Source organism: Kitasatospora sp. NPDC059599 (genome assembly GCF_042735125.1).
In the GTDB taxonomy this organism is placed as follows: Bacteria; Actinomycetota; Actinomycetes; order Streptomycetales; family Streptomycetaceae; genus Kitasatospora.
In genome coordinates, this window is record NZ_JBHWCL010000110.1 from 20,427 (window position 1) to 32,141 (window position 11,715).

12 protein-coding genes are annotated in these 11,715 nt (G+C 71.3%); 6 read left to right on the forward strand and 6 right to left on the reverse strand.

Translation table 11 applies throughout. The annotated features are described in order from the left end of the window. Positions 1 to 39 precede the first annotated feature (39 nt). Complete coding sequence (locus ACFV04_RS30640) at positions 40 to 1,548, reverse strand: oligopeptide:H+ symporter (protein WP_360265254.1); 1,509 nt, start codon at positions 1,546 to 1,548, stop codon at positions 40 to 42. Between the two features lie 330 nt (positions 1,549 to 1,878). On the opposite strand from ACFV04_RS30640, the gene ACFV04_RS30645 reads away from it, so the two are divergent. Both ACFV04_RS30645 and ACFV04_RS30650 read left to right on the forward strand, forming a co-directional pair. Then, positions 1,879 to 2,553: a response regulator transcription factor gene (locus tag ACFV04_RS30645; protein WP_030058577.1), complete on the forward strand. Its 675-nt coding sequence runs from the start codon at positions 1,879 to 1,881 to the stop codon at positions 2,551 to 2,553. A 63-nt stretch (positions 2,554 to 2,616) separates the two neighbouring features. Continuing rightward, positions 2,617 to 3,864 (forward strand): ATP-binding protein, encoded by a 1,248-nt coding sequence (locus ACFV04_RS30650; protein ID WP_380343942.1) that lies wholly within the window; start codon positions 2,617 to 2,619, stop codon positions 3,862 to 3,864. A gap of 164 nt (positions 3,865 to 4,028) precedes the next feature. Here the strand turns inward: ACFV04_RS30650 and ACFV04_RS30655 are convergent, their stop codons facing one another. Further along, positions 4,029 to 4,523: a GtrA family protein gene (locus tag ACFV04_RS30655; RefSeq protein ID WP_380343939.1), complete on the reverse strand. Its 495-nt coding sequence runs from the start codon at positions 4,521 to 4,523 to the stop codon at positions 4,029 to 4,031. Between the two features lie 324 nt (positions 4,524 to 4,847). Between ACFV04_RS30655 and ACFV04_RS30660 the strand changes: the two genes are divergently transcribed. Genes ACFV04_RS30660 through ACFV04_RS30670 form a run of 3 tightly spaced genes read left to right on the forward strand, consistent with a single transcriptional unit; the run spans position 4,848 to position 7,768 of the window. Continuing rightward, positions 4,848 to 5,987 carry a 5-(carboxyamino)imidazole ribonucleotide synthase gene (locus tag ACFV04_RS30660; protein ID WP_380343936.1) on the forward strand — a complete coding sequence of 380 codons (1,140 nt, stop codon included), beginning with the start codon at positions 4,848 to 4,850 and terminating at the stop codon, positions 5,985 to 5,987. Then, positions 5,984 to 6,520 (forward strand): 5-(carboxyamino)imidazole ribonucleotide mutase, encoded by a 537-nt coding sequence (gene purE, locus ACFV04_RS30665; protein WP_380343933.1) that lies wholly within the window; start codon positions 5,984 to 5,986, stop codon positions 6,518 to 6,520. Before ACFV04_RS30660 ends, purE begins: the two co-directional genes overlap by 4 nt. Before the next feature lie 33 nt (positions 6,521 to 6,553). Then, positions 6,554 to 7,768 carry a dipeptidase gene (locus ACFV04_RS30670; protein ID WP_380533927.1) on the forward strand — a complete coding sequence of 405 codons (1,215 nt, stop codon included), beginning with the start codon at positions 6,554 to 6,556 and terminating at the stop codon, positions 7,766 to 7,768. A gap of 11 nt (positions 7,769 to 7,779) precedes the next feature. On the opposite strand, the gene ACFV04_RS30675 is transcribed toward ACFV04_RS30670, so the two are convergent. From ACFV04_RS30675 to ACFV04_RS30690, 4 genes are all read right to left on the reverse strand, one after another. Continuing rightward, entirely contained in the window at positions 7,780 to 8,193 is a 414-nt protein-coding gene (locus tag ACFV04_RS30675; protein WP_380343927.1) for a CoA-binding protein, read from the reverse strand. Positions 8,194 to 8,232: 39 nt separating this feature from the next. Further along, positions 8,233 to 8,670: a hypothetical protein gene (locus tag ACFV04_RS30680; RefSeq protein ID WP_380533929.1), complete on the reverse strand. Its 438-nt coding sequence runs from the start codon at positions 8,668 to 8,670 to the stop codon at positions 8,233 to 8,235. 76 nt (positions 8,671 to 8,746) lie between these two features. Further along, complete coding sequence (locus tag ACFV04_RS30685; protein ID WP_380533931.1) at positions 8,747 to 9,763, reverse strand: HNH endonuclease; 1,017 nt, start codon at positions 9,761 to 9,763, stop codon at positions 8,747 to 8,749. A gap of 109 nt (positions 9,764 to 9,872) precedes the next feature. Next, complete coding sequence (locus tag ACFV04_RS30690) at positions 9,873 to 11,210, reverse strand: UDP-glucose/GDP-mannose dehydrogenase family protein (protein WP_360265235.1); 1,338 nt, start codon at positions 11,208 to 11,210, stop codon at positions 9,873 to 9,875. Between the two features lie 256 nt (positions 11,211 to 11,466). On the opposite strand from ACFV04_RS30690, the gene ACFV04_RS30695 reads away from it, so the two are divergent. Next, on the forward strand, positions 11,467 to 11,715 hold a 249-nt coding region (locus tag ACFV04_RS30695; protein WP_380533933.1), incomplete at its 3' end, for an acyl-CoA dehydrogenase family protein.

Genomic DNA, 11,715 nt, shown 5'->3' on the forward strand with positions numbered 1-11,715 from the left:
CCACGGCGGCCCCGGAGTCGTGAGCCGGTCGTCAGCGCGTCAGTGCACGTCGCCCATGAGCTTGACGACCTTCTTGCGGTACAGCGCCAGCGCGATGCCGGCGAGGATCGCCATGGCGCCCTGGACCGCGAAGTACGCGGTGCCGCCGACCACCTTGTCGCCCAGCACCAGCTGGAAGATCGCGGCGACGCAGTCGCCCGCGGTGACGGCGAGGAACCAGACGCCCATCATCTGGCTGGCGTACTTGGTGGGCGCCAGCTTGGTGGTGACGGACAGGCCGACCGGGGAGAGGGTGAGCTCACCGACGGTCTGGACCAGGTAGACCACGGCCAGCCACAGCGGGGTGACCTTGGTGCCGCCGGAGGCGGCGCCCATCGCCAGCATCATGACCATGAAGGAGACGCCGATCATCAGCAGACCGAAGGCGAACTTCATGGTGGTGCTGGGGTTCTTCGACCGGCGGGCCAGCGCGACCCAGATCCAGGCGAAGACCGGCGCCAGCGCCATGATGTACAGCGGGTTGAGCGACTGGAACCAGGTGGACGGGAAGTCGATCCCGAACAGCGTGGACGCGGTGTGCTCGTCGGCGAAGATGCTCAGCGTCGAGCCGGACTGGTCGTAGATCATCCAGAACACGGCGGCGGCGACGAAGAACCAGATGTAGCCGCTCATCTTGGACTGCTCGGTGGAGTCGAGGTCCTTGTCGCGCTTCACCTTGGCGAAGACGAGCACCGGGATCGCCAGGCCCGCGATGGACAGCGGCCAGATCGCCCAGTTGATCGTGAAGTGGCCGGTGAAGCCGACGACCGCGTAGAAGGCGGCGGCGACGGCCAGCCAGATGCCGGCCTTGGTGAAGATCTTCCGCTTCTCGTCCGCGCTGATCGGCGAGGTGACGATGTCGCTCTTCGGGCTCAGGTGGCGGGTGCCCAGCAGGAACTGGGCGAGGCCCAGGGCCATGCCGACGCCGGCCAGGGCGAAGCCGAGGTGCCAGTTGACGCTCTGGCCGACGGTGCCGATGACCAGCGGGGCCGCGAAGGCGCCGAGGTTGATGCCCATGTAGAAGACGGTGAAGCCACCGTCACGGCGCGGGTCGTTCGGGCCGTCGTACAGGTGGCCGACCATCGTCGAGATGTTGGCCTTGAGCAGGCCCGAGCCGACCGCGATGAAGGCGAGGCCGACGAAGAACGACGCGCTGAACGGGACCGCCAGCAGGAAGTGGCCGATCATGATGATCGAGCCACCGAGTGCGACGGTCTTGCGGGCGCCGAGGAAGCGGTCCGCGATCCAACCGCCCGGGAGGGCCAGCAGGTAGACCATGGCCGTGTAAACGCTGTACACGGCAGCGGCGACCGCCGTCTTCATGCCGAGGCCGCCGTCCGTGAGGGAGGCGGTCATGTAGAGCACCAGCAGGGCGCGCATGCCGTAGTAGCTGAAGCGCTCCCACATCTCGCTCATGAAGAGAGTGGCGAGTCCTCGGGGGTGGCCGAGAAAGGTCTTGCCGCTGGGAGAGGCCGACGTGACGTCGGCGTCCAGGGTCGTAGACGCCATGTGTAGTGGTTCCTTGCCTGACAGCGTCCGCCTGGGGGGGTGGCGGCGGACGTGGACTTGAACCACTCTACGTGGCGATATTTGGCTCTATCAGATGACAAAAGCCACGAATTAGGTATGGCAATGGCAAAGAGATCAACAGATCTTCCCGATCGATCCATGGTAGACGGGGTTCTCTTCCTTCGGATTCAAGATCCAGAAGGGGATTCTTTGCTGAACCGGCGGTCTGCAACACCCTGTTGAGTTCAGTCGGATGCCCGTATAACGATCACGCTCTGTGAACTACCTCACAGGGCGTCCGGCCATACCCCGGCGGACTACCATCACCACATGACCTGTGTGCTGCTCGCCGAGGACGATCCGGCGATCTCCGAACCGCTCGCCCGGGCCCTGCGACGCGAGGGCTATGAGGTGCTCGTCCGCGAGGACGGTCCGACCGCACTCGCCGCCGGCCTCACCGAGGAGGTCGACCTCGTCGTCCTGGACCTCGGCCTGCCCGAGATGGACGGCCTGGAGGTCTGCCGCCGACTGCGCGCCGACGGCAAGAGCTGCCCCGTCCTGGTGCTCACCGCCCGCGCCGACGAGGTGGACACCGTGGTCGGCCTCGACGCCGGCGCCGACGACTACGTCACCAAGCCCTTCCGCCTCGCCGAACTGCTCGCCCGCGTCCGGGCCCTGCTCCGCCGCGGCAACGTCGACCAGCTCACCACCGGCGCACACGGGGTGAAGATCGACATCGAGTCCCACCGCGCCTGGCTCGGCGACGAGGAGCTCACCCTCTCCGCCAAGGAGTTCGAGCTGCTGCGCGTGCTGGTCCGGGACGCCGGCCGGGTGGTCACCCGCGAGGAGATCATGCGCCAGGTCTGGGACACCACCTGGTGGACCTCGACCAAGACCCTGGACATGCACATCTCCTGGCTCCGCAAGAAGCTCGGCGACGACGCGGCCAATCCGCGCTACATCGCCACCGTGCGCGGGGTCGGGTTCCGGTTCGAGAAGAATTAGTCCCGTACGGAGATCGGGACCGGGCCACGGCCGGTGAAGCGGAACACCTCGGGGAGCGGCAGCGTGAAACGCCGGATGATCAACTCGCTGCTGGGCGTCGTCCTGGTGGTGGTCGTGGTGTTCTGCGTGCCGCTCGCCCTGGTCGAGAAGCGCACCATCGTCAGCTCGGCCCAGGACCGGGTCGACGCCGCCGCCGTCCGGGTGCTCGCCCTGGTCGAGAGCCGGATCGCGGCGGGCGAGTCGGTCACCGAGGCGCGGGCCTTCGAGAGCCAGGTCACCGAGGGCAGCTACGTCGAGGTACAGGTCCCCGGCCAGCAGGTGGTCTCCGCCGGCGCCCGCCCGGCCGGGGACCACCTGCTGAAGGCCGTCGAACGCGGCAACAGCGGCGAGACCGTCACCGTCGAGCAGTCCCGCGCGGACGTCGACCACGAGATCGCCAACAACCTGCTGCTGCTCGGCGTCGTCGCGCTGCTCGCCGTCCAGGCCGCCGTGGCGCTCGCGGTCTGGCAGGCCAAGCGGCTCGCCCGCCCGCTCACCGACCTCGCCGAGACCGCCGAACGGCTCGGCTCCGGCGACCCGCGCCCGCGCGACCGCCGCTACGGGGTGCCCGAGCTCGACCGGGTCGCCGAGGTGCTGGACACCAGCGCCGAGCGGATCGCCCGGATGCTCACCGCCGAACGCCGGCTCGCCGCCGACGCCTCGCACCAGCTGCGCACCCCGCTCACCGCCCTCTCCATGCGGCTGGAGGAGATCACCGCCCTCGCCGAGGACCCGGAGACGGTCAAGGAGGAGGCGACCATCGCCCTCCAGCAGGTCGAGCGGCTCACCGACGTCGTCCAGCGACTGCTCACCACCCAGCGCGACCCGCGCAGCCCCACCGCCGTCGCCTTCGACCTGGACGAGGTCATCAAGCAGCAGGTGGAGGAGTGGGGCCCGACGCTGCGCGAGAAGAACCGGGTGCTGTCCCTGGAGGGCCTGCACGGGATCACCGCGGTCGGCACCCCGGGAACGGTCGCCCAGGTACTGGCCACCCTGATCGAGAACTCCCTGATGCACGGCGCCGGGACGATCACCCTGCGGGTCCGGCCGTCCGGCACCTCGGTGGTGGTCGAGGTGCAGGACCAGGGCGCGGGGGTGCCGCCGGACCTCGGCAACCGGGTGTTCGAGCGCGCGGTCAGCGGCCGCAACTCCACCGGCATCGGCCTCGCCGTCGCCCGCGACCTCGCGGAGGCGGACGGCGGGCGGCTCGAACTGCTCTCGCTGAAGCCCCCGGTGTTCGCGCTCTTCCTCGGGCGCAGCCACGCCGACTGAGGCCACGCCGACCGAGGCCACGAGGACTGAGCCACGAGGGCCGGGGCCCGGCCTGCGCTCGGGAGGACCGGGGCCCGGCCGGCCGCGCTGAGGGAACGACGAACCCCGGCGGCCTGGTCGGCCTGCCGGGGCTGCGTGCGGTCTGCGCGGGAGGTTCGCGGGGCCTACTCGGCCTTGGCGTAGCGGATCTGCTCGGCGGCCAGCATCAGCTCGGCCTGGGCGGCCAGCTCCTGGCCGCCGGCGGCGCCCGCAGGCTGCTGGGCCGGCAGTTCGACCGGCTCCGGCACGGACTTGAACACCCAGGTGCGGTACGAGACGAAGCGGAACACGGTGGCCACCGCGAGGCCGATCACCTTGGCGCCCAGCTGCTCGTAGTGCGAGTCCAGCTTCAGCACGTACACCGAGAAGCCGAGCACGCCGGTCTCGATCAGCATGCCGATGCCGCTGTAGACCAGGAAGAGCGTGATCTCGCGCTTGCGGGAGGCGGCGTCGCGGTCCCGGTACAGCCAGTAGCGGTAGCCGAGGTAGTTGGTGGCGATCGCGATCACCGTCGCGGCGATGTTGGAGCGCACCGAGGCGAGGCCCAGGCCGTTGATGCAGACCCAGAAGACGGCGAAGTTGACCACCACGCCGCTCAGGCCGACGATCCCGAACTTCACGACTTCGCCCTTGAGCCCACGCAGTTTCTGCGCGAGCGACGATTTCGAAGCTGCGGTCGTCGCCATGCCGGACTGCCTCCATGTACCTGCGGGTCGAGAGGGCCGATCGCGGCGGCGCGGTCGCCCCTTGAGCCCTGCGTGCACGCACATGATCGGACCGCGTAGACCAGGACCTGGCCGTCCAGGCTACCCGCTTCCGCCGAACGGCTCAGCCCCGAGGGGGCCGGGTCCGCATCTACGCGCGTCCGCTTCCGAGGGCCCACCAGCGGCTCCACCGCCCCCCACCGGCCCGGATATCCTGGCGGGGTGACTTCCCCGGGCAATGTGAATTTTCCAGTGGTGGGCATGATCGGCGGCGGGCAGCTGGCCCGCATGGCACACCAGGCGGGCATCCCGCTCGGGGTCAGGTTCAAACTCCTCGCCGACACGCCCCAGGACTCCGCCGCGCAGGTGGTCTCCGACGTCGTCCTCGGTGACTACCGCGACCTCGACACCCTGCGCCGCTTCGCCGCCGGCTGCGACGTGGTCACCTTCGACCACGAGCACGTCCCCACCGAGCACCTGCGGGCCCTGGAGGCCGACGGCATCGCCGTCCGCCCCGGCCCGGAGGCGCTCGTCAACGCCCAGGACAAGGGCGTGATGCGGGCCAAGCTGGACTCCATCGGGGTGCCCTGCCCGCGGCACCGGATCGTCGCCGACCCGGCCGACGTCACCGCGTTCGCGAACGAGGGCGACGGCTACCCCGTCGTCCTGAAGACCGTCCGCGGCGGCTACGACGGCAAGGGCGTCTGGGTCGTCGACGGCGAGGAGGAGGCGCAGGCCCCGTTCCTGGCCGGAGTCCCCGTGCTGGCCGAGGAGAAGGTCGACTTCGTCCGCGAGCTGGCCGCCAACGTCGTCCGCTCGCCCAGCGGCCAGGCCGTCGCCTACCCGGTCGTCGAGAGCGTCCAGGAGAACGGCGTCTGCGCCGAGGTCACCGCCCCCGCGCCGGACCTCGACCCCGCCCTGTCCGACGAGGCCCAGCAGCTCGCCCTGCGGATCGCCGGCGAACTCGGCATCACCGGCCACCTCGCCGTCGAACTGTTCCAGACCCGCGACGGCCGGATCCTGGTCAACGAGCTCGCCATGCGCCCGCACAACTCCGGGCACTGGACCCAGGACGGCGCCGTCACCTCCCAGTTCGAGAACCACCTGCGGGCCGTCCTCGACCTCCCGCTCGGCGACCCCCGGCCGCGCGCCAAGTGGACCGTCATGGTCAACGTCCTCGGCGGCGACTACCCGGACATGTACCACGCCTTCCTGCACTGCATGGCCCGCGACCCCGGGCTGCGGATCCACATGTACGGGAAGGACGTGAAGCCCGGCCGCAAGGTCGGCCACGTCAACGTCTTCGGGGACGACCTCGAAGACGTCCGCGAGCGCGCCCGCCACGCGGCCGCCTACCTGCGAGGAACGATCACCGAATGAGCGCCTCCGCCTCCCAGCCCGTCGTGGGCATCGTCATGGGCTCGGACTCCGACTGGCCCGTCATGGAGGCCGCCGCCCAGGCCCTCGACGAGTTCGAGATCCCGTACGAGGTGGACGTCGTCTCCGCCCACCGGATGCCGCGCGAGATGGTCGCCTACGGCGAGAACGCCCACAAGCGCGGCCTGAAGGCGATCATCGCGGGCGCCGGCGGCGCGGCCCACCTGCCGGGCATGCTGGCCTCCGTCACCCCGCTGCCGGTCATCGGCGTGCCGGTGCCGCTGCGCTACCTGGACGGCATGGACAGCCTGCTGTCGATCGTCCAGATGCCGGCCGGCGTCCCGGTCGCGACCGTCTCGGTCGCCGGCGCGCGCAACGCGGGCCTGCTCGCGGTCCGGATGCTCGCCGCCTTCGACCCCGAGCTCACCGAGCGGATGACCGAGTTCCAGGCCGAGCTGAACAACCAGGCCACCGACAAGGGCAAGAAGCTCCGCGCCAAGGTGGCCGGTTCGTCCTCCTTCGGCTTCGGCAAGTAATCACGGTCACGGCGGTGGGGTAGAACAGCTCGCATGACCTCTGAGCTGGACAACCCCGCCGCGCTGGACCGCGCCCGAGCCCTGCTGCGCGCCGCCCCCGTCGTGGACGGCCACAACGACCTCCCCTGGGCGATGCGCGAGCAGGCCGGGTACGACCTCGGCGCGCTCGACCTCGCCGCCGACCAGAGCGACCGCCTGCACACCGACCTCGCCCGCCTCGCGGAGGGCGGGGTGGGCGCGCAGTTCTGGTCCGTCTACGTCCCGGCCTCGCTGGCCGGCGACCACGCGGTGAGCGCCACCCTGGAGCAGATCGACTTCGTCCACGCCCTGGTCGAGCGCTACCCCGACCGGCTCCGCCTCGCCCGGACCGCCGACGACATCGAGGCCGCCCGCGCCGAGGGCCGGATCGCCTCCCTGATGGGCGCCGAGGGCGGCCACTCCATCGACTGCTCGCTCGCCACCCTGAGGGCCCTGTACGAGCTGGGCGTGCGCTACCTGACGCTCACCCACAACGACAACGTGCCCTGGGCCGACTCCGCGACCGACAAGCCGGTGGCCGGCGGACTGACCCGCTTCGGCGAGGAGGTCGTCCGGGAGATGAACCGGCTCGGCATGCTGGTCGACCTCTCGCACGTCTCCGCCGACACCATGCGCGACGCCCTGCGGGTCACCGAGGCGCCGGTGGTCTTCTCGCACTCCTCTGCCCGCGCGGTCTGCGACCACCCGCGCAACGTCCCGGACGACGTGCTCGCCCAGCTGCCCGCCAACGGCGGCGTGGCGATGGCCACCTTCGTGCCCAAGTTCATCCTGCCCGCCGCCATCGAGTGGACCCTGGCCGCCGACGAGAACATGCGCGCCCACGGCTTCCACCCGCTGGACACCACCCCGGCGGGCATGGACCACCAGCGCGCCTTCGAAGCCGCGCACCCGCGCCCGATCGCCACCCCCGCCACCGTCGCCGACCACCTCGACCACATGCGCGAGGTCGCCGGCATCGACCACATCGGCATCGGCGGCGACTTCGACGGCACCGCCTTCCTGCCGGACGGCCTGGACTCGGTGGCCGGCTACCCCAACCTGGTCGCCGAACTCCTGCGCCGGCACTGGTCGGAGGCCGACCTCGCCAAGCTCACCTGGCACAACGCCGTCCGCGTGCTGCGCGACGCCGAGTCGGCCGCCGCCGGACTCCGGGCGAGCCGCCGCCCGTCCATCGCCACCATCGCCCAGCTGGACGGCGCCGGTTCCTGAGCCGGCCCCGGCTAGGCGAGCAGCGGGATCTCGATGGCCGGGCACTTGTCCATCACCATCGAGAGCCCCGCGGCCCGGGTCCGCTCGTACGCGGCCGCATCGACCACACCGAGCTGGAACCAGACCGCCTTCGCACCGACCGCCACCGCCTGGTCGGCCACCTCACCGGCCAGCGCGCTGTTCACGAACACGTCCACCACGTCAACCGGGAACGGGATCTCGGCGAGCGAGGCGTAGCCCTGCTCGCCGAGGACCGTCTCGGCCTTCGGGTGCACCGGGACGATCCGCTTGCCGTACTTCTGGAGGACCCGGGCCACCCCGTACGCCGCCCGGGCGGTGTTGGTGGAGAGGCCGACCACGGCCCAGGTGTCCCCGGTGCCGGTGAGGATCTCGCGGACCGTCGCGTCGTCGCCGTAGCTCGTCATGCCGGTACCAACGGGGTGCCCCGGAGGGGCATTCCCGGCTCAGGCGTCAGAGGCTTCGAGGGTGACGCGGGCCGTCCCGTCGCCGTCGTAGACGGCCTTCAGGCTGACGGTCGAGGCCTGCCCGCCCGGGGGCGTCGCGTGCGGTCCGAGCGCGTTGCCGAAGTCCAGGCCGCGCGCCGTGTCGCCGGTCAGCCGTACGCGAGGGAAGGCCGCCGTCAACCGCTGGGCCAGTTCCTCGCGGGGCATCCGGAACTCGGCGAGGTAGCCGCGGTCCTGCCAGCCGCCGTTGTCGGTGCAGCGGGCCTCGGTGGCCCGGGCGGGCAGCTCGCCGCCCGCGAAGGCCATGACCTCGGAGCAGTCGGCCGCGCCGGGGCTCCCGTCCCAGTTGCCCAGAGCCCACCCCGCGTAGGCGAAAGGCGAGACGAGGGCGGCGGCGGCGGCCGCGGAGCCGATCAGCCACGTGAGCCGTGCGCGCATGGAGGATCCCCTGGTCGACGCGGAACGTGCCGCAATCCTCGCATGCGATCTGAACGTGTTCAATATTGCCCGGGGGTCAGCTGAAGTGGTCCTGCACCTGCCGGAGGAAGGCGGGCCAGCGATTGCCCGGCGGTCGGGCGCCGAGCTTCGCGTGGTTCAGGCTCGCCCGCAGGCTGTCCTTCAGCCGTACCGGGGAGTCCATGACGGCCTCGTTGCGCCCGGCCAGCCGGTCGAGTTCGGCGGGGGTCGGCATGCGGTCGCTCTTGGTGCCGTTGCAGGCCTCGTGGGCCGGGGCGAGGTTCCAGGGGCGGTCCAGGTCCGGCTGCGGACCGCCCGGCACGACGTCGAAGCGCTTCATCAGCGCGAACGGGAAGACGTGGTCCACCGCGACCTTGTCCCCGGGCGTGATCGGCTCGTCGCAGATCAGGCAGCGGCCGTGCTGGAAGCCGACCAGGGCGTCGGCGACCCCGGTGACGGGTCGGCGGCGACGCCGGTCCAGCAGGAGCCACCGCTCCACGTCCACATCGAGGTCGTCGGCGAGCAGACCGCGGCTGACGCCCGAGGCGAAGGCGGACTCCACGATGCTCCAGCGCGCCGCCAACTCGGCCCGCAGCCCGGCGGCCTGCTCCGGGACGGCGATCTGCCGGAGGGCGGGAGTGAGCAGGACGAGGCGATTCCGACCCTTCCCGGTCTCGTTGTAGAAGCGGTGCCGGACTTCGGAGCCGCCCGTGAGGTTGTGGAAGCGGTCCATGACCATGCCCGGCATCGACCGGCGGGCGGCGTCGACGAGCCGTTCGGTGGGCCGCCCGGCGGCCAGGGACTGCTCGGCCTCCCTGGCGGCGACGGAGAGGAAGTCGTCGTCCCCGCCCACTGCCGGGGCCTGCGGCGCGTCGCGCAGTCGTGAGGCCAGGGCCATCGCGTACGGCTCCGCCAGTTCGGCCAGTGGCACCTCGGTGCGCCCGGCGGCGGCGCATTCCAACAGGGCGGCGCCCAGGGCGAATTTGTACGTGCGGCTGTTTCGGCCCATCAGGATGGCCTGCCGCCAGGCGGTTCGGGGCGCCGGATCCCGCAGGTAGAACTCCGCTGTCGTCATCGCGCGCTCCAGGTCGGTCGAACGGGGGCCGGAACTGTGCAACGAAGGACGGTAACCGAACGCGCCCGCCCCCGGATCTCCAGGGGCGGGCGCGTTGTGGGCGGGGGTGTCAGCTGGGGCGGCCCAGGGCGCGGTAGGTCCAGCCGGCGGCACGCCAGGCCTCGGCGTCGAGGACGTTGCGGCCGTCGAGGAGGCGGCGCTCGGCGACCACGGCGCCCAGCTCGGCCGGGTCCAGCTCGCGGAACTCCGCCCACTCGGTGAGGTGGAGGACGACGTGGGCGCCCTCGGCGGCCTCCAGGGCGGAGCCGGCGTAGGCCAGGGAGGGGAACATCTTGCGGGCGTTGTCCACGGCCTTCGGGTCGTAGACGGTGACCTGGGCGCCCTGGAGCTGGATCTGGGCGGCCACGTTGAGGGCGGGGGAGTCCCGGATGTCGTCCGAGTTGGGCTTGAACGCGGCGCCGAGGACGGCGATCCGGCGGCCCAGGAAGCCGCCGCCGCACTGCTCGCGGGCCAGCTCGACCATCCGGGAGCGGCGCCGCATGTTGATCGAGTCGACCTCGCGCAGGAAGGTCAGCGCCTGGTCGGCTCCGAGTTCGCCGGCCCGGGCCATGAAGGCGCGGATGTCCTTGGGCAGGCAGCCGCCGCCGAAGCCGAGGCCGGAGTTGAGGAACTTGCGGCCGATCCGCTCGTCGTGGCCGAGTGCGGCGGAGAGCAGGGTGACGTCCGCACCGGCCGCCTCGCAGACCTCGGCCATCGCGTTGATGAAGGAGATCTTGGTGGCCAGGAAGGAGTTGGCGGCCGCCTTGACCAGCTCGGCGGTCGCGTAGTCGGTGACCAGGAACGGCACCCCGGCCGCGATCGGCTCCGCGTACACCTCGCGCAGCAGCCGCTCGGCCCGCTCGCTCTGGGCGCCGACCACGATCCGGTCCGGCCGCAGGGTGTCCTGGACGGCGAAGCCCTCGCGCAGGAATTCCGGGTTCCAGGCGAGTTCGGCGCCCTCGCCGACCGGGGCCAGCGCGGTCAGCCGCTCGGCCAGCCGGGCCGCCGAGCCGACCGGGACGGTGGACTTGCCGACGACCAGGGCCGGGCGGGTCAGGTGCGGCGCCAGCTCGTCGATCACGGTGTCGACGTACGACATGTCGGCGGCGAACTCGCCCTTGCGCTGCGGGGTGTTGACGCAGACGAAGTGCACGTCGCCGAACTCGGCGACCTCCTGGACGGAGGTGGTGAAGCGCAGCCGCCCGGTCGATCCTTCGTGCCCGGCCACGTGCTTGAGCAGCAGCTCGGACAGGCCCGGCTCGTACATCGGGACGCGGCCGGCGGTGAGCATGGCGATCTTGTCGGGGTCGATGTCCAGGCCCAGCACCTCGAAGCCGAACTCGGCCATCGCGGCGGCGTGCGTGGCGCCGAGGTAGCCGGTGCCGATCACGGAGATGCGGAGGGTCACGGGTTCTCCCTGGGTGCGGACTCGACCGGTCCGGATGTGGACTCGGACCGGCGCGGACGCCCCCGATGCTATCCGCCCCGCCCGGGCGTGCAGGGATCGCCCGTGCGCCCGGGGCGCTAGGCAGCCGCAGGTGGGAGCCCTAGGATCTCTACTGAACGGTAGTTAACCCGGATTCGACGTCGATCGGACCGGTTCGAACGGACCGGATCCGACTTCGGTCACTGGGCTCCGGCCACTGGACGACGAGGCAGGCATCATGGCTGGCAGCGCAGGGGCGGCTGACTTCGATCTCTTCCGCATCTCCGAGGAGCACGAGATGCTTCGTGAGGCGGTGCGTTCGCTGTCCGAGGCGAAGATCGCTCCGTTCGCGGCGGAGGTGGACGAGCAGGGGCGGTTCCCGCAGGAGGCGCTGGACGCGTTGCAGGGCAATGACCTGCATGCGGTGCACGTGCCGGAGGAGTACGGGGGTGCGGGTGCGGACGCGCTGGCGACGGTGATCGTGATC

Bases quoted from the DNA above. Each gene is read 5' to 3' on its own strand.
- ACFV04_RS30640 (WP_360265254.1), bottom strand. From the start codon at position 1,548: ATGGCGTCTACGACCCTGGACGCCGACGTCACGTCGGCCTCTCCCAGC.
- ACFV04_RS30645 (WP_030058577.1), top strand. From the start codon at position 1,879: ATGACCTGTGTGCTGCTCGCCGAGGACGATCCGGCGATCTCCGAACCG.
- purE (WP_380343933.1), top strand. From the start codon at position 5,984: ATGAGCGCCTCCGCCTCCCAGCCCGTCGTGGGCATCGTCATGGGCTCG.
- ACFV04_RS30670 (WP_380533927.1), top strand. From the start codon at position 6,554: ATGACCTCTGAGCTGGACAACCCCGCCGCGCTGGACCGCGCCCGAGCC.
- ACFV04_RS30675 (WP_380343927.1), bottom strand. From the start codon at position 8,193: ATGACGAGCTACGGCGACGACGCGACGGTCCGCGAGATCCTCACCGGC.
- ACFV04_RS30680 (WP_380533929.1), bottom strand. From the start codon at position 8,670: ATGCGCGCACGGCTCACGTGGCTGATCGGCTCCGCGGCCGCCGCCGCC.
- ACFV04_RS30685 (WP_380533931.1), bottom strand. From the start codon at position 9,763: ATGACGACAGCGGAGTTCTACCTGCGGGATCCGGCGCCCCGAACCGCC.